We start from the raw sequence: 25,174 nt of genomic DNA on the forward strand, positions 1-25,174 counted from the left end.
GTACTGGCTAAGCCGGGTTCCATCAAGCCGCACACCAAGTTCGAATCTGAAGTGTACATTCTGTCCAAAGACGAAGGCGGCCGTCATACTCCGTTCTTCAAAGGCTACCGTCCGCAGTTCTACTTCCGTACAACTGACGTGACTGGCACCATCGAACTGCCGGAAGGCGTAGAGATGGTAATGCCGGGCGACAACATCAAAATGGTTGTTACCCTGATCCACCCGATCGCGATGGACGACGGTCTGCGTTTCGCAATCCGTGAAGGCGGCCGTACTGTAGGCGCAGGCGTTGTTGCTAAAGTTCTCAGCTAATCGCTGATAACATTTGACGCAATGCGCATTAAAAGGGCATCATTTGATGCCCTTTTTGCACGCTTTCGAACCAGAACCTGGCTCATCAGTGATTTTATTTGTCATAATCATTGCTGAGACAGGCTCTGAAGAGGGCGTAGAGCCCGGAATGCCCACATGCATTTCGGCACAAGGTTGACAGGTTAGCCTCGCATTCGCGGGGTGAAATTATTTGTAGAATACTTCTGACAGGTTGGTTTATGAGTGCGAATACCGAAGCTCAAGGGAGCGGGCGTGGCCTGGAAGCGATAAAGTGGATCGTGGTTGTGGCATTGCTGATCGTGGCAATTGTTGGCAACTATCTTTATCGTGACATGATGCTGCCGCTGCGTGCGCTGGCCGTAGTAATTCTGATTGCTGCAGCGGGTGGTGTCGCGCTGTTGACGACAAAAGGTAAAGCGACCGTTGCTTTTGCCCGCGAAGCGCGTACTGAAGTACGTAAGGTCATTTGGCCGACTCGCCAGGAAACATTGCACACCACGCTGATTGTGGCTGCGGTTACCGCAGTAATGTCACTGATCCTGTGGGGACTGGATGGTATTCTGGTTCGCCTGGTTTCCTTTATCACTGGCCTGAGGTTCTGAGATGTCTGAAGCTCCTAAAAAGCGCTGGTACGTCGTTCAGGCGTTTTCCGGTTTTGAAGGCCGCGTAGCAACATCGCTGCGTGAGCATATCAAATTACACAATATGGAAGAGTTGTTTGGCGAAGTCATGGTGCCGACCGAAGAAGTGGTCGAAATCCGTGGTGGTCAGCGCCGTAAGAGCGAGCGTAAATTCTTCCCGGGTTACGTGCTGGTCCAGATGGTCATGAATGACGCGAGCTGGCACCTGGTGCGTAGCGTGCCGCGTGTGATGGGCTTTATCGGCGGTACATCTGACCGTCCGGCGCCGATCAGCGACAAAGAAGTTGATGCGATTATGAACCGCCTGCAGCAGGTTGGTGACAAGCCGCGTCCGAAAACGCTGTTTGAACCGGGTGAAATGGTGCGTGTCAACGATGGCCCGTTTGCTGATTTCAACGGTGTCGTTGAAGAAGTTGACTACGAGAAGTCCCGCCTGAAAGTGTCCGTCTCTATCTTCGGTCGTGCGACCCCGGTAGAACTGGACTTTGCTCAGGTCGAAAAAGCCTAAGCAGCGATCAAAAAAGCGGCGATTTAATCGTTGCACAAGGCGTGAGATTGGAATACAATTTCGCGCCTTTTGTTTTTATGGGCCTGGCCCGTAGAACGATTTTTATATCACGGGGAGCTTCTCTGAAGCGTTATCACCCAATTTGAGGATTATTAGAATGGCTAAGAAAGTCCAAGCCTACGTCAAGCTGCAGGTTGCAGCTGGTATGGCAAACCCGAGTCCGCCGGTTGGTCCTGCTCTGGGTCAACAGGGTGTTAACATCATGGAATTCTGCAAAGCGTTCAACGCTAAGACTGATTCCATCGAAAAAGGTCTGCCGATTCCGGTTGTTATCACCGTTTACGCTGACCGTTCTTTCACCTTCATTACCAAAACGCCTCCGGCAGCTGTTCTGCTGAAGAAAGCGGCTGGTATTAAGTCTGGTTCCGGTAAGCCGAACAAAGACAAAGTAGGTAAAATTTCCCGCGCTCAACTGCAGGAAATCGCGCAGACCAAAGCTGCCGACATGACTGGTGCCGATATTGAAGCGATGACTCGCTCCATCGAAGGTACTGCACGTTCCATGGGCCTGGTAGTGGAGGACTAAGAAATGGCTAAACTGACCAAGCGCATGCGTGTGATCCGTGAGAAAATTGATGCGACCAAACAGTACGACATCAATGAAGCTATCTCTCTGCTGAAAGAACTGGCTACTGCTAAGTTCGTAGAAAGCGTGGACGTTGCCGTTAACCTCGGTATCGACGCGCGTAAATCTGACCAGAACGTACGTGGTGCAACTGTACTGCCGCACGGTACTGGCCGTTCCGTTCGCGTAGCCGTATTTACCCAGGGTGCAAACGCTGAAGCTGCTAAAGCGGCTGGCGCTGAACTGGTAGGTATGGAAGATCTGGCTGACCAGATCAAGAAAGGCGAAATGAACTTTGACGTGGTTATTGCTTCTCCGGATGCAATGCGCGTTGTTGGCCAACTGGGCCAGGTTCTGGGTCCGCGTGGCCTGATGCCAAACCCGAAAGTGGGTACTGTAACCCCTAACGTTGCTGAAGCGGTTAAGAACGCTAAAGCAGGTCAGGTTCGTTACCGTAACGACAAAAACGGCATCATCCACACCACCATCGGTAAAGTGGATTTTGACGCTGACAAACTGAAAGAAAACCTGGAAGCTCTGCTGGTTGCGCTGAAGAAAGCAAAACCGACTCAGGCGAAAGGCGTGTACATCAAGAAAATCAGCATCTCCACCACCATGGGTGCTGGTGTTGCCGTTGATCAGGCTGGTCTGAGCGCTTCTGCGAACTAAGATTAGCTTTACGTGGGCGGTGGATTTGTCTACAATTCTACCCCCACGATTCTGTTGAAAGAGACAGACGCTATGTGAGTCATTTGAATTGCGGCCAATGCGGTTGAGATTCAAATGTCGAAGTCATAGAAAAGATTTGTTCGTTGGAGCCTGGCCTATCCAGGCCTCCGTCGAAGACCGCAGGTGTTTCGTAAGAGACTTAATCCCCTGCGTAGACGGTGACAGAACGCTAAGATTATTTTTGGATACTCTGGCTTGTTTCTGCTCACCGTATTAAGACGCTCTTTTCGTTGGAAAGAGTGAAGTGAGTTCCGGAACATGAGTTCCGGCAAACATCCAGGAGCAAAGCTAATGGCTTTAAATCTTCAAGACAAACAAGCGATTGTTGCTGAAGTCAGCGAAGTAGCCAAAGGCGCGCTGTCTGCAGTAGTTGCGGATTCCCGTGGCGTAACTGTAGATAAAATGACTGAACTGCGTAAAGCAGGTCGTGAAGCTGGCGTTTACATGCGTGTTGTTCGTAACACCCTGCTGCGCCGCGTCGTTGAAGGTACTCAGTTCGAGTGCCTGAAAGACACGTTTGTTGGTCCGACCCTGATTGCATACTCTATGGAACACCCGGGCGCTGCTGCTCGTCTGTTCAAAGAGTTCGCGAAAGCGAATGCAAAATTTGAGGTCAAAGCCGCTGCCTTTGAAGGCGAGCTGATCCCGGCGTCTCAGATCGACCGCCTGGCAACTCTGCCGACCTACGAAGAAGCAATTGCACGCCTGATGGCAACCATGAAAGAAGCTTCGGCTGGCAAACTGGTTCGTACTCTGGCTGCTGTACGCGATGCGAAAGAAGCTGCTTAATTGCAGTTATCTTTTTAAAGCATCTGCTTACGTATAAACTTATTCTGATATTCAGGAACAATTTAAATGTCTATCACTAAAGATCAAATCATTGAAGCAGTATCCGCTATGTCCGTAATGGACGTTGTAGAACTGATCTCTGCAATGGAAGAAAAATTCGGTGTTTCCGCTGCTGCTGCTGTAGCTGTAGCTGCTGGCCCGGTTGAAGCAGCTGAAGAAAAAACTGAATTCGACGTAATTCTGAAAGCTGCTGGCGCTAACAAAGTTGCTGTAATCAAAGCAGTACGTGGCGCAACTGGCCTGGGTCTGAAAGAAGCTAAAGACCTGGTAGAATCTGCTCCGGCCGCTCTGAAAGAAGGCGTGAGCAAAGATGACGCAGAAGCACTGAAAAAATCTCTGGAAGAAGCTGGCGCTGAAGTTGAAGTTAAATAAGCCAACCCTTCCGGTTGCAGCCTAAGAAATTAGGCTGATGGCTGGTGACTTTTTGGTCACCAGCCTTTTTGCGCTGTAAGGCGCCAGTAGCGTTTCACACTGTTTGACTACTGCTGTGCCTTTCAATGCTTGTTTCTATCGACGACTTAATATACTGCGACAGAGCGTCCGTTCTGGGTAAATCGCAATGAAATGGTTTAAGCGTGATAGCAACAGGCATTGCGGAAAGTATTCGATTTTCCGGTCAACAAAATAGTGTTGCACAAACTGTCCGCTCAATGGACAGATGGGTCGACTTGTCAGCGAGCTGAGGAACCCTATGGTTTACTCCTATACCGAGAAAAAACGTATTCGTAAGGATTTTGGTAAACGTCCGCAAGTACTGGACATACCTTATCTCCTTTCTATCCAGCTTGACTCGTTTCAGAAGTTTATCGAGCAAGATCCTGAAGGGCAGTATGGTCTGGAAGCTGCCTTCCGTTCCGTATTCCCAATTCAGAGCTACAGCGGTAATTCCGAGCTGCAATACGTCAGCTACCGCCTTGGCGAACCGGTGTTTGACGTTCAGGAATGTCAGATCCGTGGCGTGACCTATTCCGCACCGCTGCGCGTAAAACTGCGTCTGGTGATCTACGAGCGCGAAGCGCCGGAAGGCACCGTTAAAGACATTAAAGAACAAGAAGTCTACATGGGCGAAATTCCGCTCATGACCGACAACGGTACCTTTGTTATCAATGGTACTGAGCGTGTTATCGTTTCCCAGCTGCACCGTAGTCCTGGCGTCTTCTTTGACTCCGACAAAGGTAAAACCCACTCTTCGGGTAAAGTGCTGTATAACGCGCGCATCATTCCTTACCGTGGTTCCTGGCTGGACTTCGAATTCGATCCGAAGGACAACCTGTTCGTACGTATCGACCGTCGCCGTAAATTGCCTGCGACCATCATTCTGCGTGCGCTGAACTACACCACTGAGCAGATTCTGGATCTGTTCTTTGAAAAAGTTATTTTCGAGATTCGCGACAACAAGCTGCAGATGGAGTTGGTGCCGGAACGCCTGCGTGGTGAAACCGCCTCCTTCGACATCGAAGCGAACGGCAAAATCTACGTTGAGAAAGGCCGTCGTATCACTGCGCGTCACATTCGCCAACTGGAAAAAGATGATATCAAACACATCGAAGTTCCGGTTGAGTACATTGCAGGAAAAGTATCCGCAAAAGATTACGTTGATGCTTCAACTGGCGAGCTGATCTGCCCGGCGAACATGGAGCTGAGCCTGGATCTGCTGGCGAAACTGAGCCAGTCTGGTCACAAACGTATCGAAACCCTGTTCACCAACGATCTGGACCACGGCCCGTACATTTCTGAAACCGTACGCGTCGACCCAACCAACGATCGTCTGAGCGCGCTGGTAGAAATCTACCGCATGATGCGCCCGGGTGAACCGCCGACGCGTGAAGCGGCTGAAAGCCTGTTTGAGAACCTGTTCTTCTCTGAAGACCGTTATGACCTGTCTGCGGTCGGTCGTATGAAGTTCAACCGTTCTCTGCTGCGCGACGAAATCGAAGGTTCCGGTATCCTGAGCAAAGACGACATCATTGAAGTGATGAAGAAGCTCATCGATATCCGTAACGGTAAAGGCGAAGTCGATGATATCGACCACCTCGGCAACCGTCGTATCCGTTCCGTAGGCGAAATGGCGGAAAACCAGTTCCGCGTTGGCCTGGTACGTGTTGAGCGTGCGGTGAAAGAGCGTCTGTCTCTGGGCGATCTGGATACCCTGATGCCTCAGGACATGATCAACGCCAAACCGATTTCTGCCGCAGTGAAAGAGTTCTTCGGTTCCAGCCAGCTGTCTCAGTTTATGGACCAGAACAACCCGCTGTCTGAGATTACGCACAAACGTCGTATCTCCGCACTCGGCCCAGGCGGTCTGACCCGTGAACGTGCCGGCTTTGAAGTTCGAGACGTACACCCGACTCACTACGGTCGCGTATGTCCAATCGAAACGCCTGAAGGTCCGAACATCGGTCTTATCAACTCCCTGTCCGTGTACGCACAGACTAACGAATATGGCTTCCTTGAGACGCCGTACCGTCGTGTTGTTGATGGCGTGGTAACTGATGAGATTCATTACCTGTCTGCTATTGAAGAAGGTAACTTCGTTATCGCTCAGGCGAACTCCAACCTGGATGACGATGGCCACTTCGTAGAAGATCTGGTTACCTGCCGTAGTAAAGGCGAATCCAGCTTGTTCAGCCGTGATCAGGTTGACTACATGGACGTTTCCACCCAGCAGGTGGTTTCTGTCGGTGCGTCCCTGATCCCGTTCCTGGAACACGATGACGCCAACCGTGCATTGATGGGTGCGAACATGCAACGTCAGGCGGTTCCGACTCTGCGCGCTGATAAGCCGCTGGTAGGTACCGGTATGGAACGTGCTGTTGCCGTTGACTCCGGTGTAACTGCGGTGGCTAAACGTGGCGGTACCGTTCAGTACGTGGATGCATCCCGTATCGTTATCAAAGTTAACGAAGACGAGATGTACCCGGGCGAAGCAGGTATCGACATCTACAACCTGACCAAATACACCCGTTCTAACCAGAACACCTGTATCAACCAGATGCCGTGTGTGTCTCTGGGTGAGCCGGTTGAACGTGGTGACGTGCTGGCTGATGGCCCGTCTACCGACCTCGGTGAACTGGCGCTCGGTCAGAACATGCGCGTCGCGTTCATGCCGTGGAATGGTTACAACTTCGAAGACTCCATCCTCGTCTCCGAGCGTGTTGTCCAGGAAGACCGTTTCACTACCATCCACATTCAGGAACTGGCGTGCGTGTCCCGTGACACCAAGCTGGGGCCGGAAGAGATCACCGCTGACATCCCGAACGTGGGTGAAGCTGCGCTCTCCAAGCTGGATGAATCCGGTATCGTTTATATCGGTGCGGAAGTGACCGGTGGCGACATTCTGGTTGGTAAGGTAACGCCGAAGGGTGAAACCCAACTGACGCCGGAAGAGAAACTGCTGCGTGCGATCTTCGGTGAGAAAGCGTCTGATGTTAAAGACTCTTCTCTGCGCGTACCAAACGGTGTTTCCGGTACGGTTATCGACGTTCAGGTCTTTACGCGCGATGGCGTAGAAAAAGACAAACGTGCGCTGGAAATCGAAGAGATGCAGCTGAAGCAGGCGAAGAAAGACCTGTCTGAAGAACTGCAGATCCTCGAAGCGGGCCTGTTTAGCCGTATCCACGCTGTGCTGGTTTCCGGTGGCGTTGAAGCTGAGAAGCTCGACAAACTGCCGCGTGACCGCTGGCTGGAACTCGGCCTGACCGACGAAGAGAAACAAAATCAGCTGGAACAACTGGCTGAGCAGTATGACGAACTGAAACACGAGTTCGAGAAAAAACTCGAAGCGAAACGCCGCAAAATCACTCAGGGCGACGATCTGGCACCGGGCGTGCTGAAGATTGTTAAGGTATATCTGGCGGTTAAACGCCGTATCCAACCTGGTGACAAGATGGCAGGTCGTCACGGTAACAAGGGTGTTATCTCTAAGATCAACCCGATCGAAGATATGCCTTACGATGAAAACGGCACGCCGGTAGACATCGTACTGAACCCGCTGGGCGTACCGTCTCGTATGAACATCGGTCAGATTCTGGAAACCCACCTGGGTATGGCTGCGAAAGGTATCGGCGATAAGATCAATGCCATGCTGAAACAGCAGCAGGAAGTCGCGAAACTGCGTGATTTCATCCAGCGTGCGTACGATCTGGGCGCTGACGTTCGTCAGAAAGTTGACCTGAATACCTTCAGCGATGAAGAAGTTCTGCGTCTGGCTGAAAACCTGCGCAAAGGTATGCCAATCGCAACGCCGGTGTTTGACGGTGCGAAAGAAGCGGAAATTAAAGAGTTGCTGAAACTGGGTGACCTGCCGACTTCCGGCCAGATTACTCTGTTCGATGGCCGTACGGGTGAGCAGTTCGAGCGTCCGGTAACCGTAGGTTACATGTACATGCTGAAACTGAACCACCTGGTCGACGACAAGATGCACGCGCGTTCTACCGGTTCTTATAGCCTGGTTACTCAGCAGCCGCTGGGTGGTAAGGCGCAGTTCGGTGGTCAGCGCTTCGGGGAGATGGAAGTGTGGGCGCTGGAAGCTTATGGCGCAGCATACACCCTGCAGGAAATGCTCACCGTTAAGTCTGATGACGTGAACGGCCGTACGAAGATGTATAAAAACATCGTCGATGGCAACCATCAGATGGAACCGGGCATGCCGGAATCCTTCAACGTACTGTTGAAAGAGATTCGTTCGCTGGGTATCAACATCGAGCTGGAAGACGAGTAACTCTCGCTCAAACAGGTCACTGGTGCTGGCGTAACCGCCAGCACCAGATTGTGCTAACTCCGACGGGAGCAAATCCGTGAAAGACTTATTAAAGTTTCTGAAAGCGCAAACTAAAACCGAAGAGTTTGATGCGATCAAAATTGCTCTGGCCTCGCCAGACATGATCCGTTCATGGTCTTTCGGTGAAGTTAAGAAGCCGGAAACCATCAACTACCGTACGTTCAAGCCTGAGCGTGACGGCCTTTTCTGCGCCCGTATCTTTGGGCCGGTAAAAGACTACGAGTGCCTGTGCGGTAAGTACAAGCGCCTGAAACACCGTGGTGTTATCTGTGAGAAGTGCGGCGTTGAAGTGACCCAGACTAAAGTACGCCGTGAGCGTATGGGCCACATCGAGCTGGCGTCTCCGACCGCTCACATCTGGTTCCTGAAATCGCTGCCGTCCCGTATCGGCCTGCTGCTCGATATGCCGCTGCGCGATATCGAACGCGTACTGTACTTCGAATCCTATGTGGTTATCGAAGGCGGCATGACGAATCTGGAACGCCAGCAGATCCTGACTGAAGAACAGTATCTGGATGCGCTGGAAGAGTTCGGTGACGAATTCGACGCGAAGATGGGTGCGGAAGCTATTCAGGCCCTGCTGAAGAGCATGGATCTGGAGCAAGAGTGTGAAACTCTGCGTGAAGAGCTGAACGAAACCAACTCCGAAACCAAGCGTAAGAAGCTGACCAAGCGTATCAAACTGCTGGAAGCGTTCGTACAGTCTGGCAACAAGCCAGAGTGGATGATCCTGACCGTTCTGCCGGTTCTGCCGCCAGATCTGCGTCCGCTGGTTCCGCTGGATGGTGGTCGTTTCGCAACGTCCGATCTGAACGATCTGTATCGTCGCGTGATCAACCGTAACAACCGTCTGAAACGTCTGCTGGATCTGGCTGCGCCTGACATCATCGTACGTAACGAAAAACGTATGCTGCAGGAAGCAGTTGACGCCCTGCTGGATAACGGTCGTCGTGGTCGTGCGATCACCGGTTCTAACAAACGTCCTCTGAAATCTTTGGCCGATATGATCAAAGGTAAACAGGGTCGTTTCCGTCAGAACCTGCTCGGTAAGCGTGTTGACTACTCTGGTCGTTCTGTTATCACCGTAGGTCCATACCTGCGTCTGCATCAGTGCGGTCTGCCGAAGAAAATGGCACTGGAGCTGTTCAAACCGTTCATCTACGGCAAGCTGGAACTGCGTGGCCTCGCCACCACCATCAAAGCCGCGAAGAAAATGGTTGAGCGCGAAGAAGCTGTCGTTTGGGATATCCTGGACGAAGTGATCCGCGAACACCCGGTACTGCTGAACCGTGCACCAACACTGCACCGTCTGGGTATCCAGGCATTTGAACCGGTACTGATCGAAGGTAAAGCCATTCAGCTGCACCCGCTGGTTTGTGCGGCATATAACGCCGACTTCGATGGTGACCAGATGGCTGTTCACGTACCGCTGACGCTGGAAGCCCAGTTGGAAGCGCGTGCGCTGATGATGTCTACCAACAACATCCTGTCTCCTGCGAACGGTGAGCCAATCATTGTTCCTTCTCAGGACGTTGTATTGGGTCTGTACTACATGACCCGTGACTGTGTTAACGCCAAAGGCGAAGGCATGGTGCTGACTGGCCCGAAAGAAGCTGAGCGTATTTATCGCGCTGGCCTGGCCTCTCTGCATGCGCGCGTTAAAGTGCGTATCACTGAATACGAAAAAGATGCTAACGGCGAGTTCGTTGCGCACACCAGCCTGAAAGACACGACCGTTGGCCGTGCCATTCTGTGGATGATCGTACCGAAAGGTCTGCCTTTCTCCATCGTCAACCAGGCGCTGGGCAAGAAGGCTATCTCCAAGATGCTGAACACTTGCTACCGTATTCTGGGGCTGAAACCGACCGTTATTTTTGCGGACCAGACGATGTACACCGGCTTTGCTTATGCAGCGCGTTCAGGTGCATCCGTTGGTATCGATGACATGGTCATCCCGGAGAAAAAACACGAGATCATCTCTGAAGCGGAAGCGGAAGTTGCTGAGATCCAGGAGCAGTTCCAGTCTGGTCTGGTAACCGCCGGCGAACGCTACAACAAAGTTATCGATATCTGGGCCGCAGCGAACGATCGTGTATCCAAAGCGATGATGGACAACCTGCAGACTGAAACCGTGATTAACCGTGACGGCGTAGAAGAACAGCAGGTTTCCTTCAACAGCATTTACATGATGGCCGACTCCGGTGCGCGTGGTTCTGCTGCACAGATTCGTCAGCTGGCAGGTATGCGTGGTCTGATGGCGAAGCCAGATGGCTCCATCATCGAAACGCCAATCACCGCGAACTTCCGTGAAGGTCTGAACGTACTCCAGTACTTCATCTCCACGCACGGTGCGCGTAAAGGTCTGGCGGATACCGCACTGAAAACAGCGAACTCCGGTTACCTGACGCGTCGTCTGGTTGACGTTGCACAGGACCTGGTCGTTACTGAAGATGACTGCGGCACCCTGGAAGGCATCACCATGACGCCGGTTATCGAAGGTGGCGACGTGAAAGAGCCGCTGCGCGATCGCGTTCTGGGTCGTGTGACTGCGGAAGACATTCTGAAGCCGGGTACGGCGGACATTCTGGTTCCACGCAACACGCTGCTGCACGAACAGTGGTGTGACCTGCTGGAAGCGAACTCCGTTGACTCTGTGAAAGTCCGCTCCGTTGTATCCTGTGACACCGACTTTGGTGTGTGTGCGCACTGCTACGGTCGTGACCTGGCGCGTGGCCACATCATCAACAAAGGTGAAGCCATCGGCGTTATCGCGGCACAGTCCATCGGTGAGCCGGGTACACAGCTGACGATGCGTACGTTCCACATCGGTGGTGCGGCATCTCGTGCGGCTGCTGAATCCAGCATCCAGGTGAAAAATAAAGGTAGCATCCGTCTGAGCAATGCGAAGTCGGTTGTGAACTCCAGCGGTAAACTGGTTATCACCTCCCGTAACACTGAGCTGAAACTGATCGACGAATTCGGTCGTACCAAAGAAAGCTATAAAGTGCCTTACGGCTCTGTGATGGCGAAAGGTGATGGTGAGCAGGTTGCCGGCGGCGAAACCGTCGCGAACTGGGATCCGCACACCATGCCGGTTATCACGGAAGTGAGTGGTTTTGTCCGCTTCACTGACATGATTGACGGTCAGACCATTACGCGTCAGACCGACGAACTGACCGGTCTGTCTTCTCTGGTGGTTCTGGATTCCGCAGAACGTACTACCGGTGGTAAAGATCTGCGTCCTGCGCTGAAAATCGTTGATGCTCAGGGTAACGACGTTCTGATCCCGGGTACCGATATGCCTGCGCAGTACTTCCTGCCGGGTAAAGCGATTGTTCAGTTGGAAGATGGCGTACAGATCAGTTCTGGTGACACCCTGGCGCGTGTTCCGCAGGAATCAGGCGGTACCAAGGATATCACCGGTGGTCTGCCGCGCGTTGCGGACCTGTTCGAAGCACGTCGTCCGAAAGAGCCGGCAATCCTGGCTGAAATCAGCGGCATCATTTCCTTCGGTAAAGAAACCAAAGGGAAACGTCGTCTGGTTATCACCCCGGTAGACGGTAGCGATCCGTACGAAGAGATGATTCCGAAATGGCGTCAGCTCAACGTATTCGAAGGTGAACGTGTAGAACGTGGTGACGTGGTTTCCGACGGTCCGGAAGCGCCGCACGACATTCTGCGTCTGCGTGGTGTTCATGCTGTAACTCGTTACATCGTTAACGAAGTTCAGGATGTATACCGTCTGCAGGGCGTTAAGATTAACGATAAACACATCGAAGTTATCGTTCGTCAGATGCTGCGTAAAGCCACCATCGAAAGCGCAGGTAGCTCCGACTTCCTGGAAGGCGAACAGGTTGAATACTCTCGCGTCAAGATCGCTAACCGCGAACTGGAAGCGAACGGCAAAGTGGGCGCAACGTTCTCCCGCGATCTGCTGGGTATCACCAAAGCGTCTCTGGCAACCGAATCGTTCATCTCTGCCGCATCGTTCCAGGAGACCACGCGTGTCCTGACCGAAGCAGCCGTTGCGGGTAAACGCGACGAACTGCGTGGCCTGAAAGAGAACGTTATCGTAGGTCGTCTGATCCCGGCGGGTACCGGTTATGCGTACCACCAGGATCGTATGCGTCGCCGTGCTGCGGGTGAACTCCCGGCTGCACCGCAGGTGACTGCAGAAGACGCCTCTGCCAGCCTGGCAGAACTGCTGAACGCAGGTCTGGGCGGTTCTGACAACGATTAATCGTTGACTGCCTGATAGTAAAAAACCCGCTTCGGCGGGTTTTTTTATGCCTTCTGGCATGTCGTTTGTAGGCCGGATAAGTCGCTTGTGACGCCATCCGGCAAAACATGATGCGTATCAATTGACCGGCGGCAAGCGGCGATACAGTTCAATCATGTCGCCCGCCAGATCCTGAATTACCATCGCGTTCATCAGATGGTCCTGCGAGTGGACGGTGATCAGATTCACCGGAAGCTTACCGGTTCCTTCATCAATACCTATTAGCTGTGTCTGGATTTTATGCGCCAGCTTGACGTAATCGCGCGACTCTTCCATCGCCTGTTCTGCACCGGCAAAGTCGCCCTTGCGGGCCAGTTGCAGGGCAGTCAACGCCTGGCTACGCGCCGAACCGGCATTAACCAGCAACTCCATAATGATGGTTTCTAACTCTTCCATATTATGACTCCATCAGCTTCAGGGCTTTTTCCAGAACGGCGTCACCTTTCATCATGCCGTAATCCATCATGTCGATCACCGCGACTTTCTTGCCGAGCGGATCGGCCAGCGCCTGCAATTTTGCCTGTTCGTACTTGACCTGCGGTCCCAGCAGGACGATATCCGCTGTGGCTATATTCTCCTTGAACTCAGCGACAGGCACGGCCTTGATCGTCACCTCGATCCCTTTCTTTTGAGCGGCATCTTTCATTCGTTGTACCAGCATGCTGGTGGACATACCGGCGGCACAGCATAAAACGATATTCTTCATAGTTCGCTCTCACGGTTCGTTGATACCCCATCTTTAGTCTGAGGTTGTGATGAGAACAACCGCCTTACCGTGAATGTGTGTAAAGCATCACAAAGTAATCGCACAAATAATGAAACCGGTTGCGGTTTTTCTCAAAATGGAAAAAGCCTGTCGTAACGGGTGTTACAGAGAAGGAGAGACTAGCGGTTCGCGTTGACGATCCGGTTTTTTCCTTCCTGTTTGGCCTGGTATAGCGCTTCATCAACGCGCATGATCAGTTGTTCCTGCGCTTCCAGATTCCATTCCCCGAGTCCGGCGCTAAAAGTGACGTGCAGTCCCTCTTCACGCCAGGTGCGCTTCGCGATCTCAGTGCGCCAGTGTTCCAGCAGGTTATGCGCGTTGTTCAGTGACTCACCCGAGAACAGCACGGCAAACTCCTCGCCGCCATAGCGATAAACGGAAACGGCGGCGGACTGCATGATCTGAATCCCTTCACGCGCGACGTTGCGAAGGACAATGTCACCATTCAGATGTCCCCAGGTATCGTTGATGGACTTAAAGTCATCAATATCCACCAGTGCCAGGGCGAACGGTTGGTGATCGTTCATCAGCGCGGCAATATCGCTGTCGAATGCGCGGCGGTTTTTACAACCGGTCAGGGCATCAATGGTCGCCTGTCGAACATAAGCCAGTTCGCGCGCTTTATTGGACTCGATAGCCTTGCTCAGCATCGCTTCAAGGCGCGGTGCGCGTTTAACATCACCAGTTTTGATAGCGTTGATGATATTCATCAGCACGGTGTGTGAAGCGTGTCGTAGATAGAGACCAAACAGCGCAATGATGATCGCCGCGAGGGCAAATCCCCAGATCACAATATTGGTCTCATGGCGCGTCAGGTCGACCAGCGTCGTGTCTGAAACCCGATAAATCACAAACCAGTCCGGGTTAGTGAACGAATAGTAGTAGTACCAGTCCTGAGTCTCCGGATCGTATAAATGCCCCTCACCGTTGGTCATCTGGCGCATGGTTTTTTTACTAACATACGGCTTAAACAGTGAGCCCGTATCCGGATGCAACACCACTTTCCCGTCGCGGTCGACCACAAAGAACTCGCCCTGGACGGGAGCCACCATCTGGCGCAGAGCGTAGCCCATCGACGTCAGATCAAGATGAAACGCAATCGTGCCTTTCAGTTTCCCTTCAGGAGAGATGACCGGTTTGTAGATAGTCACAGTCGGGTGGTGCGTGAAATAGTCAATATAGGGCGCGGTATAGTTGCTAAATGTGCTGGCTTCGGCCTGATCCACAAACCAGGGCCGCGATTTCGCATCGAACGTTTTGCTGCGTTCGGTGTTCTGTACCTGAGGGGCGCGCAGGTAATGTCCTTCGACATCCGCCAATGAGATTGAGGAGACTGACGGCATCAGCGTCTGCAGTTGCATGAGCGTTTTCAGCCCCTCCTCCGGTTCGAGGTTCACCGTGTCGTTCAGGTGGTCATTGCGAGAAAAGTAGGTCGCTGCACGACCCAGAATATAATCATTTTCACGCAGCAAAGACTCGGTGTAGTTCACTGCCAGGTTGTGGGTAAAGTTCCGGTTAATGCCATGATAATCCTGAAGAAAATCATTCTTCTGCATAAAGGTAATGAATATGGCGATCAGTACAAAGCTGAGTATGATCCCCGTAAAGCTCACCAATATTGGAGTCGTGAATGAAAGTTTTCTGTTATGACCTGCCATTACTTTAACTTATCCAGAAAGTGTAAATCCTGAAAAGAAGTGCAAAGTGAAATCAGCAACGTGGCTCTGCATATCAGGAAAGAGTGTATGCAATTATAATCTCGCGAAGATAAGTCGGGATGATTTATCTTAAGAAGTGGACCTCTCTGTTGCCTGTTTATTAAGCAATTCGGTGCTTTATATCGCGGGTTGTGGTGAAGGCAGGGCGAAACGAGGAAGAAGCTTTTCGCCCTGGACAGCGCTACGGCTGACGGTGATACGTTAAAAAAGTGAGAGGCTGACGACAACCTCTCGTTTTCTCTTTTTCGTCGCGACTCGTAAAAGGGTTACCCGTTTGCACGACGGTTCATAGCCTTTGCGAAGCGCGCCCCAGATACGCGTCCCAGTCCTTCCATACCGGCTGTAGCCCCTGCGCGGAGAGCACGTCAGCAACAGTTGCAGGATGGCGGTTGTCATGTGGTGCAAACTGTTCCAGTTCAGGGCGATCGTCTGCATACCCGCCGGGCTGGGTTTTCGAGAACGCGCTGACATTGTTAATCGCCAGTGGGATCACGTGGTCACGAAACCAGGGTGATTCCCGTGTAGACAGCGACAGCTCAATCTCCGGTGCCAGCAGACGGAACGCGCAAATGGTTTGCACCAGTTGGCGCTCATCCATGACGGAGGCGGGTTCAATTCCGCCAGCGCACGGACGCAGGCGCGGGAACGAAATCGAGTAGCGGCTCTGCCAGTAGTGTTGCTGAAGCCACAGCAGATGCTCAGCCACCATATAGCAGTCCACCCGCCAGTTGTCGGAAAGGCCAATCAGCGCACCGAGGCCTATCTTGTCGATACCGGCCCGCCCCAGCCGGTCCGGGGTTTCCAGACGCCAGAAGAAATCCTGTTTTCTCCCCCTCAGATGGTGCTGCGCGTACATCGCGTCGTGATAAGTCTCCTGATAGACCATCACCCCGTCGAGCCCCAGCTTTTTCAGTTCGGCATATTCTGCTTCGGCTAACGGCTGAACCTCCATTTGCAGCGACGAAAACTGCTGGCGAATAGTGGGCAAGTGGCGACGAAAATAGTCCATCCCGACCTTTGCCTGATGCTCGCCGGTGACCAACAGGAGATGTTCGAAACCCAACTCGCGGATCGCCGCGCACTCCCGGACAATTTCCGCCTCATCCAGCGTTTTGCGCTTGATGCGGTTGCTCATCGAAAAACCGCAGTAGGTACAGTCGTTAGCGCACAGATTGGAGAGATACAGCGGGACGTAAAAGCTCACCGTATTGCCGAAGCGCTGGCGGGTGAGCGTCTGTGCCCGCTGTGCCAGCGGTTCGAGGTAGGCACTCGCGGCAGGTGACAGCAACGCCATCATATCGTCGCGACTGGGGCGGGACGCATTTAGCGCCCGCTCGACATCAGCAGGCGTTTTGCTGTTGATGCGCAGGCGGATATCGTCCCAGTCGAGTTGCCGCCAACGGTCAGTGAACGTTTTCATGCCGAAACCTCCAGGAAACCGGTTAGCGGGCTGGTGGCCTGCGCCTGGCGGCTGCGACTACCCGGTCCGGCCTGACGCGCCAGAAGACCCGCTTCTACGGCCAGACGGAAAGCGCGGGCCATCATCACCGGATCGTCTGCTACGGCAATCGCCGTATTCACCAGCACCGCATCCGCACCCATTTCCAGCGCCTGCGTGGCATGGCTGGGTACGCCGATTCCGGCATCCACTACCACCGGAACGGTGGACTGCTGGATAATGATCTCCAGCATGGCCCGGGTCTCCAGCCCCTGATTCGAGCCAATCGGCGCACCGAGCGGCATCACCGCTGCGCACCCGACCTCTTCCAGCCGTTTGCACAGCACCGGATCCGCACCGCAGTAAGGAAGCACCACAAATCCTTGTTTTACCAGCGCGTCGGCGGCTTTCAGCGTTTCAATCGGATCCGGCAGTAACCAGCGCGCATCGGGATGAATTTCCAGCTTCAGCCAATGGGTGCCGAGTGCCTCACGCGCAAGCTGTGCGGCAAAGATAGCCTCTTCTGCCGTTTTCGCCCCGGACGTGTTGGGCAACAGTGTGACGCCCGCGTCGAGAAGCGGGGCCAGAATGGCGTCATTGTGTTGGCGCAAATCCACCCGCTTCATGGCCAACGTCACCAGTTGACTGCCAGAGGCGCGGATCGCGTCAACCATTACGGCCGGTGACGCAAATTTACCCGTGCCTGTGAACAGATGTGAATCAAACGTTTTGTCTGCAATACGTAACATTTCAGCCCCCTGCGATAACCTGAAAAAGCAGGATCTGGTCACCTTCCTGCACGATGTGCTGCGCCCACTGCTCGCGGGGCAGAATCTGTTGATTCAGCGCCAGTGCGGTGCCGGGTTTTAACTGATTCAACTGAGTCAGCAGCGTATGTACGCAGAGCCCCTCTGCGCACTGCATCGGCTCATCATTGAACTGGATTCGCATGTCGTCCTCCACATACCGGACACCCGTTGGCGCGGCGTAATGCCAGACTGCGCCACTGGCTGGTTTTACCATCAAACAAACGCAACTCGCCGCCGGGTATGTCCATACCACTGAGGAGCTTGATCGCTTCCAGCGCCTGTAGCATCCCCATCACGCCGACGACGGGACCGACAACGCCCGCCGTACGGCAGTTGCGTTCGGGTTCTGCTTCGTCCGGCCACAAACAGCGGTAGCAGCCCTGCGTCCAGGGCGGCGTCAGTACCATCAACTGGCCGCCAAAACCGACCGCGCTGGCGGTGATCAGCGGGGTATCGAACGCCACGCATGCGGCGTTAATTTCCTGACGCGTTGCCATGTTGTCGGTGCAATCGAGTACCACATCCGCTTGCGCTACCGCATGGCTGAGGGCGTCTCCACTCAAACGTTGCGGTAGCGAGAGCAGGTCGATATCCGGATTGAGTCGCGCCAGCCGCTGTTGTGCAACCTGCGATTTAGATCGGGCAATGTCATCCGTGGTGAACAGGATCTGCCGTTGCAGATTGCTGAGATGAACGTCATCGTCGTCAGCCAGCACCAGCGTGCCGACACCGGCACCTGCCAGATACAGCGCGGCCGGGGAACCTAATCCACCCAACCCGACGATCAATACGCGGCTGGCGAGCAGCTTTTGTTGACCGTCAATGGCGATATCGTCCAGCAGGATCTGACGGCTATAGCGCATAAAGTCACGATCATTCATCGCCTGCTCCTGCTATCGCCAGCAACTGCGCGGTTGCCGCGCGCCAGTCCGCAGCCTGGGTAATGGCGCTGACCACCGCAATGCTCCCTACGCCAGTCGCAAGGACCGCCGGCGCGCGGTCCAGGCTGATCCCCCCAATGGCGACAGTAGGGTAATCGTGCAGACGGTCGATATGCCGCGCCAGCTGTTCCAGTCCCTGCGGCGCAGACGGCATCTGCTTGGTTTGCGTCGGGAAGACATGCCCCAGCGCGATGTAGGAGGGACGTGCCGCCAGCGCCACGTCGATCTCCATGTCGTCGTGCGTCGAGACGCCCAGACGTAATCCCGTCGCCTGAATCGCTTTCAGATCGGTGGTTTCCAGGTCTTCCTGACCCAGATGCACGCCATAGGCACGGTGTTTAATTGCCAGTCGCCAGTAATCGTTAATAAACAGGCGGGCGTTGGCGTTCCGCCCCAGTTCGATGGCCGCAACCACGTCGGCTTCCACCTCTTCATCGCGCTTATCTTTGATGCGCAACTGAAGCGTGCGCACGCCAGCGTCGAGCAGACGCGCGATCCACGCCACGCTGTCGACAACCGGATAGAGGCCTAAGCGAAACGGAACCGTTGGGAAATCAGGCTGATACATCAGGCTTCCTCCCGTTTGAGGTAGATTTCACCGCCTTTGGCGCGGAAATTTTCTGACATATCCGCCATCCCCACTTCGATTGTCTGGGCGGCGGCGTAGTCGCGAACCTCCTGGCTGATTTTCATTGAGCAGAATTTCGGGCCACACATGGAGCAGAAGTGCGCCACTTTGCCGGATTCCTGCGGCAGGGTTTCGTCGTGGTACGCGCGGGCGGTGAACGGATCGAGCGCCAGATTGAACTGGTCTTCCCAACGGAATTCGAAGCGCGCTTTCGACATCGCGTTATCACGGATTTGCGCACCCGGATGCCCCTTCGCGAGGTCGGCGGCATGGGCGGCAATTTTGTAGGTAATCAGCCCCTGTTTCACATCCTCTTTGTTCGGCAGGCCGAGGTGCTCTTTCGGCGTGACGTAACAGAGCATCGCACAGCCAAACCAGCCGATCATCGCCGCGCCAATCCCCGAGGTGAAATGGTCGTAACCCGGTGCGATATCGGTGGTCAGCGGGCCTAAGGTGTAGAATGGTGCTTCGTGACAATGCTCCAGCTCTTCGGTCATGTTGCGGCGTATCATCTGCATCGGCACGTGGCCCGGACCTTCAATCATCACCTGCACGTCATATTCCCAGGCGATCTTCGTCAGTTCACCCAGCGTATGCAGTTCCGAGAACTGCGCCTCGTCGTTGGCGTCCTGAATGGAACCGGGGCGCAGGCCGTCACCGAGCGACAGAGAAACGTCATACGCGGCACAGATTTCGCAAATTTCGCGAAAGTGCTGATAAAGGAAGTTCTCTTTGTGATGAGAGAGACACCATTTCGCCATGATGGATCCCCCGCGCGAGACGATCCCCGTCAGGCGTTTTGCGGTCATCGGCACATAGCGCAGCAGTACACCGGCATGGATGGTGAAGTAGTCTACTCCCTGTTCAGCCTGCTCCAGCAGCGTATCGCGGAAGGCTTCCCAGGTAAGATCTTCGGCGATCCCGTTAACCTTCTCCAGCGCCTGGTAGATCGGTACGGTGCCGATCGGCACCGGGCTGTTACGCAGGATCCACTCGCGGGTTTCGTGAATATAGCGCCCGGTGGAGAGGTCCATCACGGTGTCCGCTCCCCAACGCGTTGACCACACCAGTTTTTCGACCTCTTCTTCGATAGAAGAGGTGACGGCAGAGTTACCGATGTTGGCATTCACTTTCACCAGAAAGTTACGGCCAATAATCATCGGCTCAGATTCAGGGTGGTTGATGTTGGCGGGGATGATCGCCCGTCCAGCGGCCACTTCATCACGCACAAATTCCGGCGTGATATTCTCCGGTAGACGTGCGCCGAATCCCTCACCCGGATGCTGCTGGCGCAACACGTCGCTGCGAATGCGCTCACGGCCCATGTTTTCACGGATGGCGATAAACTCCATTTCCGGTGTTACGATGCCCTGGCGGGCGTAGTGCAGTTGGGTGACGCATTTACCCGCTTTGGCGCGTTTTGGCGTCAGCAGGCCGGTGAAGCGCAGTTCATCAAGGCCATCATCGGCCAGGCGCGCTTTGGTGTACGCCGAGCTCCGGTCGGTCAGCGCCTCGCTGTCATGACGCGCATCAATCCACGGTTGACGCAGCTTCGCCAGACCCTGCTGAACGTTAATCGCTACGTCCGGATCGCCATAGGGACCGGACGTGTCGTACACCGGCACCGCTTCGTTCTCTTCAAACTGCGGCTGCTCTTTACTGCCGCCGATGAGCGTCGGGCTAAGCTGGATCTCACGCATCGGAATGCGGATATCCGCTTGCGAACCCGTGATATAGATTCGTTTTGAGTTCGGGAAAGCGGTGCCTTCCAGGGTGTCGATGAAGTGTTGTGCTTGCGCGCGCTGTTCGCGGCGGGACAATTTAGGTGTAGTTGCAGACATAGCTCATTCCAAAAAGTTAGGAGATGGCTTGTCAGACGACGGAGGAGTAATAGATGTGCGCCGCCCGTTAAGGCTTACGCATAAAGCAGAATTACTCTTGTTCCCTTCGCAGGTTTTAACCTGATCAGGTTCCGCGGATCCCGAATTAACGGTCTCAGCCTTTTCCACTTCACGCTTTCGTGGAAAATAAGCACTCCGACAAGATAACACCCCTCAGAAGAGGGGGACGTTTGTAAATTACGCGTTAGTCACGCAAAACTCAAGCAGGACGTTTGATGACGGCGTTGTCGTGCATGGCGTCAAATACCAGCATGATAAGCTTATCTTCAAGGGCAAACCGGGCTTCCAGCGCTTCGCCGAGATCGGACAAAACCTGTTGAAACTCCAGGCAGTTATCGTGATCTATCGCCGTTTCCAGGCTGGAGTCATAATAGTCCATGATGCGTTGTGTGTTAGCTTCCAGTAGCGGCCAAATTTTTGTCGCTTTTAAAAGCTGCCCGTTACCTTCCAATTTATGGAGAATACGTTCATAAATACTGAAGTGTCCGGTGGAGAGATAATCGACCAGGCTCTGACAAAAATCATCCAGCGCTTTTTCATTCAGCCGCATGTACGATTCTTTGCCAGGCTTAATGCCAACCAGATTGTAGTAAGCCACGAGCAGGTGCTTACGTATATGTAGCCAGCGATCAACCAGTTTGTTACTTCCTCTGACGCGCTCTGTCAGGTCTTCCAGCTGGTTTAGCATGATTGACTCCGCAAGTGTGGATTTTAAAACTGCTCACGCAGGAATTGTAAAAATAATGTTATCAACATGCCAGTGAAGCAAAGGTAGTGCAAGAGCTATGGATCGTATTATTGAAAAATTAGACAGCGGCTGGTGGATAGTCAGCCATGAGCAAAAATTATGGTTGCCTCACGGTGAATTGCCACATGGCGCCGCGACAAATTTCGATCTTGTTGGGCAGCCTGCGCTGCATATCGGAGAGTGGGAAGGAGAGGCTGTCTGGCTGGTGCTACAGCATCGGCGTCACGAGATGGGATCGGTTCGCCAGGTGCTCGATCAGGATGCGGGTCTGTTTCAACTGGCGGGGCGCGGTGTACAACTGGCCGAGTTTTATCGATCGCATAAGTTCTGCGGCTACTGCGGACACCCCATGCATCCCAGTAAAACCGAGTGGGCGATGCTCTGTACCCACTGCCGCGAACGTTACTATCCGCAAATCGCCCCCTGCATTATTGTCGCTATCCGCCGCGATGATTCCATCCTGCTTGCCCAACACGTACGCCACCGTAACGGCGTGCATACCGTGCTCGCCGGGTTCGTTGAGGTGGGCGAAACCCTGGAACAGGCGGTGGCGCGTGAGGTAATGGAAGAGAGCGGTATCAAAGTGAAAAACCTGCGCTATGTGACCTCGCAGCCGTGGCCTTTCCCGATGTCGCTGATGACCGCATTTATGGCGGAGTACGACAGTGGCGAGATAGTCATCGATCCGAAAGAGCTGCTGGAGGCTAACTGGTATCGTTACGATGATTTACCGCTCCTGCCGCCACCGGGCACCGTCGCACGGCGTCTGATCGAAGATACCGTGGCAATCTGTCGGGCTGAGTATGAATGAATCACGTGATACACTTCATCCTTCAAAGTGGCCCTTCGTTGACTGCCTTCAATCACCCCAGTCACTTACCTGAGTAAGCTCCTGGGGATTCATTCAGTTGTCGCCTTGCTCCACTCTGAATGATTTTGTGTATACACTGGCGGCCTGACGCAATAAGGAACTGCAAAAATGACCGAACTGAAGAACGATCGTTATCTGCGTGCGCTGCTGCGCCAGCCCGTTGATGTCACCCCGGTATGGATGATGCGCCAGGCGGGCCGCTATTTACCTGAATATAAAGCCACCCGCACAGAGGCGGGCGATTTTATGTCGCTGTGCAAAAATGCGGAACTGGCCTGCGAAGTGACACTCCAGCCGCTGCGCCGTTATCCGCTTGATGCGGCGATCCTCTTCTCGGATATTCTGACTATTCCGGATGCGATGGGGCTGGGGCTTTATTTTGAAGCCGGCGAAGGTCCGCGTTTCACCGCCCCGGTGGCCTGCAAAGCCGATGTCGACAAACTGCCGGTTCCCGATCCTGAAGATGAACTGGGCTACGTGATGAACGCGGTACGCACGATTCGTCGCGAGCTGAAAGGCGACGTGCCGCTGATTGGTTTCTCCGGCAGTCCGTGGACGCTGGCGACTTACATGGTCGAAGGCGGGAGCAGCAAAGCCTTTACCGTGATTAAAAAGATGATGTATGCCGACCCGAAAACGCTGCATGCGCTGCTCGATAAGCTGGCGAAGAGCGTTACGCTGTACCTCAATGCCCAAATCAAAGCGGGTGCGCAGTCGGTGATGATTTTCGACACCTGGGGCGGCGTACTGACCGGGCGCGATTATCAGCAGTTCTCGCTGTATTACATGCATAAAATCGTCGATGGTCTGCTACGTGAACACGACGGTCGCCGCGTGCCGGTGACGCTGTTTACCAAAGGTGGCGGACAATGGCTTGAAGCGATGGCGGAAACCGGCTGCGATGCGCTCGGACTCGACTGGACCACCGATATTGCCGATGCGCGTCGTCGTGTCGGGCACAAAGTGGCCTTGCAGGGCAACATGGATCCGTCGATGCTCTATGCGCCTGCGGCGCGTATCGAAGAAGAGGTGGCGACGATCCTCTCCGGTTTCGGCCAGGGCGAAGGCCACGTCTTTAACCTCGGTCACGGCATTCATCAGGACGTGCCGCCAGAACACGCAGGCGTCTTTGTGGAGGCGGTTCACCGCTTATCTGCGCAGTATCACAAATAGGGCGTCAGTATGGATCTCGCGTCGCTACGTGCTCAGCAGCTTGAACTGGCCTCATCGGTGATCCGGACGGATCGTCTCGATAACACGCCACCGGGTCTGATCGCCGGTGCCGACGTGGGGTTTGAGCAGGGCGGAGAAGTGACGCGAGCTGCGATCGTGTTGCTGAAATATCCCTCGCTGGAACTGCTCGAATACCAGGTGGCGCGCATCGCCACCACCATGCCCTATATCCCTGGCTTTCTCTCCTTTCGCGAGACGCCCGCGCTGCTGGCCTCGTGGGCGCAATTGTCGCAAAAACCTGATTTGCTGTTTGTGGATGGACACGGTATCTCCCATCCGCGTCGTCTCGGAGTGGCCAGCCACTTTGGGCTGCTGGTCGATGTGCCGACCATTGGCGTGGCGAAAAAGCGTCTGTGCGGTACGTTTGAGCCCCCCGGTGCCGAACCTGGCGCATTGTCGCCGCTGATGGACAAAAATGAACAACTGGCATGGGTCTGGCGCAGCAAAGCGCGCTGTAATCCGCTGTTTATCTCAACAGGCCATCGCGTTGGGCTGGACAGCGCTCTGGCGTGGGTACAGCGCTGTATGAACGGCTATCGTCTGCCGGAACCGACCCGCTGGGCGGATGCCGTGGCATCAGAACGTCCGGCGTTTATGCGATGGCAGGAAATCCAGCCCTGATTGATGTACACTGCCGCTAATTTCTGATTTGAGAATTCATCATGTTACAAAACCCGATTCATCTGCGTCTGGAACGTCTGGAAAGCTGGCAGCATGTCACTTTTATGGCCTGCCTGTGTGAGCGCATGTACCCGAACTATGCCATGTTCTGCCAACAGACCGGGTTTGGCGACGGACAGGTCTACCGTCGTATTCTGGACCTGATCTGGGAGACGCTGACGGTCAAAGACGCGAAAGTGAATTTCGACAGCCAACTGGAGAAGTTTGAAGAAGCGATCCCGACGGCTGATGATTATGACCTGTACGGAGTTTATCCGGCCATTGATGCCTGCGTGGCGTTAAGCGAATTGGTGCATTCTCGTCTGAGCGGTGAGACGCTGGAACACGCCATTGAAGTCAGTAAGACCTCCATTACCACGGTTGCGATGCTGGAAATGACCCAGGCTGGTCGAGAAATGAGCGATGAAGAGCTCAACGATAACCCGGCGGTGGAGCAGGAGTGGGATATTCAGTGGGAAATATTCCGACTTTTAGCAGACTGCGAAGAACGCGACATTGAACTGATAAAAGGGCTTAGAGCAGACCTGCGTGAGGCTGGCGAGAGCAATATCGGTATAAATTTGCAGCAGTAAGACACGAAAACGTGATTTAACTTCTGAATTGTCGTACCTGGAGGCTTCCCTTCCGCCCCCCGTCTGGTCTACATTTGGAGGGCGAAAAAAAGTGGCTATCGGTGCGTGTATGCAGGAGAGTGCT

Annotated in this window: 23 protein-coding genes and 1 riboswitch; of the genes, 13 read left to right on the forward strand and 10 right to left on the reverse strand. The window is 54.0% G+C overall.

Annotation, left to right across the window (positions count from 1 at the left end):
- From QQZ17_RS15310 to rpoC, 9 genes are all read left to right on the forward strand, one after another.
- The coding region (locus QQZ17_RS15310; protein ID WP_446715182.1) for an EF-Tu C-terminal domain-related protein at positions 1-312 on the forward strand (312 nt) is incomplete at its 5' end.
- Between the two features lie 239 nt (positions 313-551).
- Complete coding sequence (gene secE, locus QQZ17_RS15315; RefSeq protein ID WP_046493551.1) at positions 552-935, forward strand: preprotein translocase subunit SecE; 384 nt, start codon at positions 552-554, stop codon at positions 933-935.
- A 1-nt stretch (position 936) separates the two neighbouring features.
- Entirely contained in the window at positions 937-1,482 is a 546-nt protein-coding gene (nusG, locus tag QQZ17_RS15320) for a transcription termination/antitermination protein NusG (protein ID WP_003862341.1), read from the forward strand.
- A gap of 157 nt (positions 1,483-1,639) precedes the next feature.
- A complete protein-coding gene (gene rplK / locus QQZ17_RS15325) occupies positions 1,640-2,068 on the forward strand; it encodes a 50S ribosomal protein L11 (protein WP_012133815.1) in 429 nt (142 codons plus the stop codon).
- Positions 2,069-2,071: 3 nt separating this feature from the next.
- On the forward strand, positions 2,072-2,776 hold the full coding sequence (gene rplA, locus QQZ17_RS15330) for a 50S ribosomal protein L1 (protein ID WP_046493695.1): 705 nt from the start codon (positions 2,072-2,074) through the stop codon (positions 2,774-2,776).
- Positions 2,777-3,127: 351 nt separating this feature from the next.
- The gene (gene rplJ, locus QQZ17_RS15335) at positions 3,128-3,625 is read left to right on the forward strand and encodes a 50S ribosomal protein L10 (RefSeq protein WP_001207203.1); all 498 of its coding nucleotides are present in this window, start codon (positions 3,128-3,130) and stop codon (positions 3,623-3,625) included.
- 66 nt (positions 3,626-3,691) lie between these two features.
- A complete protein-coding gene (gene rplL / locus QQZ17_RS15340; RefSeq protein WP_012133812.1) occupies positions 3,692-4,057 on the forward strand; it encodes a 50S ribosomal protein L7/L12 in 366 nt (121 codons plus the stop codon).
- 319 nt (positions 4,058-4,376) lie between these two features.
- On the forward strand, positions 4,377-8,405 hold the full coding sequence (rpoB, locus tag QQZ17_RS15345; RefSeq protein ID WP_152401311.1) for a DNA-directed RNA polymerase subunit beta: 4,029 nt from the start codon (positions 4,377-4,379) through the stop codon (positions 8,403-8,405).
- A gap of 76 nt (positions 8,406-8,481) precedes the next feature.
- Complete coding sequence (gene rpoC, locus QQZ17_RS15350; protein ID WP_152401313.1) at positions 8,482-12,705, forward strand: DNA-directed RNA polymerase subunit beta'; 4,224 nt, start codon at positions 8,482-8,484, stop codon at positions 12,703-12,705.
- 117 nt (positions 12,706-12,822) lie between these two features.
- Here the strand turns inward: rpoC and QQZ17_RS15355 are convergent, their stop codons facing one another.
- The 10 genes from QQZ17_RS15355 to QQZ17_RS15400 all read right to left on the reverse strand — a co-directional run bounded on the left by QQZ17_RS15355 (position 12,823) and on the right by QQZ17_RS15400 (position 21,633).
- Positions 12,823-13,140 carry a PTS lactose/cellobiose transporter subunit IIA gene (locus QQZ17_RS15355; protein ID WP_152401315.1) on the reverse strand — a complete coding sequence of 106 codons (318 nt, stop codon included), beginning with the start codon at positions 13,138-13,140 and terminating at the stop codon, positions 12,823-12,825.
- A gap of 1 nt (position 13,141) precedes the next feature.
- Complete coding sequence (locus tag QQZ17_RS15360) at positions 13,142-13,450, reverse strand: PTS sugar transporter subunit IIB (protein WP_042326229.1); 309 nt, start codon at positions 13,448-13,450, stop codon at positions 13,142-13,144.
- 179 nt (positions 13,451-13,629) lie between these two features.
- Positions 13,630-15,168, reverse strand: a complete 1,539-nt coding sequence (locus tag QQZ17_RS15365) for a sensor domain-containing diguanylate cyclase (RefSeq protein WP_152401317.1) — start codon at positions 15,166-15,168, stop codon at positions 13,630-13,632.
- A gap of 346 nt (positions 15,169-15,514) precedes the next feature.
- On the reverse strand, positions 15,515-16,648 hold the full coding sequence (thiH, locus tag QQZ17_RS15370) for a 2-iminoacetate synthase ThiH (RefSeq protein WP_152401320.1): 1,134 nt from the start codon (positions 16,646-16,648) through the stop codon (positions 15,515-15,517).
- On the reverse strand, positions 16,645-17,415 hold the full coding sequence (thiG, locus tag QQZ17_RS15375; RefSeq protein WP_152401322.1) for a thiazole synthase: 771 nt from the start codon (positions 17,413-17,415) through the stop codon (positions 16,645-16,647). Before thiG ends, thiH begins: the two co-directional genes overlap by 4 nt.
- A 1-nt stretch (position 17,416) precedes the next feature.
- Positions 17,417-17,617, reverse strand: coding sequence for a sulfur carrier protein ThiS (gene thiS, locus QQZ17_RS15380; RefSeq protein ID WP_152401324.1), 201 nt, complete (start codon positions 17,615-17,617; stop codon positions 17,417-17,419).
- Complete coding sequence (locus QQZ17_RS15385) at positions 17,598-18,356, reverse strand: HesA/MoeB/ThiF family protein (RefSeq protein ID WP_152401326.1); 759 nt, start codon at positions 18,354-18,356, stop codon at positions 17,598-17,600. Before QQZ17_RS15385 ends, thiS begins: the two co-directional genes overlap by 20 nt.
- The gene (gene thiE / locus QQZ17_RS15390; RefSeq protein ID WP_152401328.1) at positions 18,349-18,984 is read right to left on the reverse strand and encodes a thiamine phosphate synthase; all 636 of its coding nucleotides are present in this window, start codon (positions 18,982-18,984) and stop codon (positions 18,349-18,351) included. The genes QQZ17_RS15385 and thiE overlap by 8 nt, the downstream gene beginning before the upstream one ends.
- Positions 18,984-20,885, reverse strand: a complete 1,902-nt coding sequence (thiC, locus tag QQZ17_RS15395; RefSeq protein WP_152401330.1) for a phosphomethylpyrimidine synthase ThiC — start codon at positions 20,883-20,885, stop codon at positions 18,984-18,986. Before thiC ends, thiE begins: the two co-directional genes overlap by 1 nt.
- Positions 20,886-20,969: 84 nt before the next feature.
- Positions 20,970-21,093, reverse strand: a riboswitch (TPP riboswitch).
- Between the two features lie 51 nt (positions 21,094-21,144).
- On the reverse strand, positions 21,145-21,633 hold the full coding sequence (locus tag QQZ17_RS15400) for an Rsd/AlgQ family anti-sigma factor (RefSeq protein WP_061075629.1): 489 nt from the start codon (positions 21,631-21,633) through the stop codon (positions 21,145-21,147).
- Positions 21,634-21,730: 97 nt separating this feature from the next.
- Here QQZ17_RS15400 and nudC point away from each other — a divergent pair, with 97 nt between their 5' ends.
- From nudC to QQZ17_RS15420, 4 genes are all read left to right on the forward strand, one after another.
- Entirely contained in the window at positions 21,731-22,504 is a 774-nt protein-coding gene (gene nudC, locus QQZ17_RS15405) for an NAD(+) diphosphatase (RefSeq protein WP_152401332.1), read from the forward strand.
- A gap of 168 nt (positions 22,505-22,672) precedes the next feature.
- A complete protein-coding gene (gene hemE, locus QQZ17_RS15410; RefSeq protein WP_152401334.1) occupies positions 22,673-23,737 on the forward strand; it encodes a uroporphyrinogen decarboxylase in 1,065 nt (354 codons plus the stop codon).
- Positions 23,738-23,746: 9 nt separating this feature from the next.
- A complete protein-coding gene (nfi, locus tag QQZ17_RS15415; protein ID WP_152401336.1) occupies positions 23,747-24,418 on the forward strand; it encodes a deoxyribonuclease V in 672 nt (223 codons plus the stop codon).
- Positions 24,419-24,459: 41 nt separating this feature from the next.
- Positions 24,460-25,050, forward strand: a complete 591-nt coding sequence (locus QQZ17_RS15420) for a YjaG family protein (RefSeq protein ID WP_152401338.1) — start codon at positions 24,460-24,462, stop codon at positions 25,048-25,050.
- Positions 25,051-25,174: the final 124 nt, after the last annotated feature.

The sequence above is a fragment of the Citrobacter sp. T1.2D-1 genome, from assembly GCF_950098555.1.
Taxonomy (GTDB): domain Bacteria; phylum Pseudomonadota; class Gammaproteobacteria; order Enterobacterales; family Enterobacteriaceae; genus Citrobacter_A; species Citrobacter_A telavivensis.

What these genes read in the sequence shown, in the direction of transcription:
- thiS (WP_152401324.1), bottom strand. Translation starts at nt 17,617, where the DNA reads ATGCGAATCCAGTTCAATGATGAGCCGATGCAGTGCGCAGAGGGGCTC.
- QQZ17_RS15360 (WP_042326229.1), bottom strand. Translation starts at nt 13,450, where the DNA reads ATGAAGAATATCGTTTTATGCTGTGCCGCCGGTATGTCCACCAGCATG.
- nusG (WP_003862341.1), top strand. Translation starts at nt 937, where the DNA reads ATGTCTGAAGCTCCTAAAAAGCGCTGGTACGTCGTTCAGGCGTTTTCC.
- rplJ (WP_001207203.1), top strand. Translation starts at nt 3,128, where the DNA reads ATGGCTTTAAATCTTCAAGACAAACAAGCGATTGTTGCTGAAGTCAGC.
- rplA (WP_046493695.1), top strand. Translation starts at nt 2,072, where the DNA reads ATGGCTAAACTGACCAAGCGCATGCGTGTGATCCGTGAGAAAATTGAT.
- QQZ17_RS15385 (WP_152401326.1), bottom strand. Translation starts at nt 18,356, where the DNA reads ATGAATGATCGTGACTTTATGCGCTATAGCCGTCAGATCCTGCTGGAC.
- QQZ17_RS15400 (WP_061075629.1), bottom strand. Translation starts at nt 21,633, where the DNA reads ATGCTAAACCAGCTGGAAGACCTGACAGAGCGCGTCAGAGGAAGTAAC.
- thiH (WP_152401320.1), bottom strand. Translation starts at nt 16,648, where the DNA reads ATGAAAACGTTCACTGACCGTTGGCGGCAACTCGACTGGGACGATATC.
- thiE (WP_152401328.1), bottom strand. Translation starts at nt 18,984, where the DNA reads ATGTATCAGCCTGATTTCCCAACGGTTCCGTTTCGCTTAGGCCTCTAT.
- hemE (WP_152401334.1), top strand. Translation starts at nt 22,673, where the DNA reads ATGACCGAACTGAAGAACGATCGTTATCTGCGTGCGCTGCTGCGCCAG.
- thiG (WP_152401322.1), bottom strand. Translation starts at nt 17,415, where the DNA reads ATGTTACGTATTGCAGACAAAACGTTTGATTCACATCTGTTCACAGGC.
- rplK (WP_012133815.1), top strand. Translation starts at nt 1,640, where the DNA reads ATGGCTAAGAAAGTCCAAGCCTACGTCAAGCTGCAGGTTGCAGCTGGT.
- rpoB (WP_152401311.1), top strand. Translation starts at nt 4,377, where the DNA reads ATGGTTTACTCCTATACCGAGAAAAAACGTATTCGTAAGGATTTTGGT.
- QQZ17_RS15420 (WP_152401338.1), top strand. Translation starts at nt 24,460, where the DNA reads ATGTTACAAAACCCGATTCATCTGCGTCTGGAACGTCTGGAAAGCTGG.
- thiC (WP_152401330.1), bottom strand. Translation starts at nt 20,885, where the DNA reads ATGTCTGCAACTACACCTAAATTGTCCCGCCGCGAACAGCGCGCGCAA.
- nudC (WP_152401332.1), top strand. Translation starts at nt 21,731, where the DNA reads ATGGATCGTATTATTGAAAAATTAGACAGCGGCTGGTGGATAGTCAGC.
- rplL (WP_012133812.1), top strand. Translation starts at nt 3,692, where the DNA reads ATGTCTATCACTAAAGATCAAATCATTGAAGCAGTATCCGCTATGTCC.
- nfi (WP_152401336.1), top strand. Translation starts at nt 23,747, where the DNA reads ATGGATCTCGCGTCGCTACGTGCTCAGCAGCTTGAACTGGCCTCATCG.
- secE (WP_046493551.1), top strand. Translation starts at nt 552, where the DNA reads ATGAGTGCGAATACCGAAGCTCAAGGGAGCGGGCGTGGCCTGGAAGCG.
- QQZ17_RS15355 (WP_152401315.1), bottom strand. Translation starts at nt 13,140, where the DNA reads ATGGAAGAGTTAGAAACCATCATTATGGAGTTGCTGGTTAATGCCGGT.
- QQZ17_RS15365 (WP_152401317.1), bottom strand. Translation starts at nt 15,168, where the DNA reads ATGGCAGGTCATAACAGAAAACTTTCATTCACGACTCCAATATTGGTG.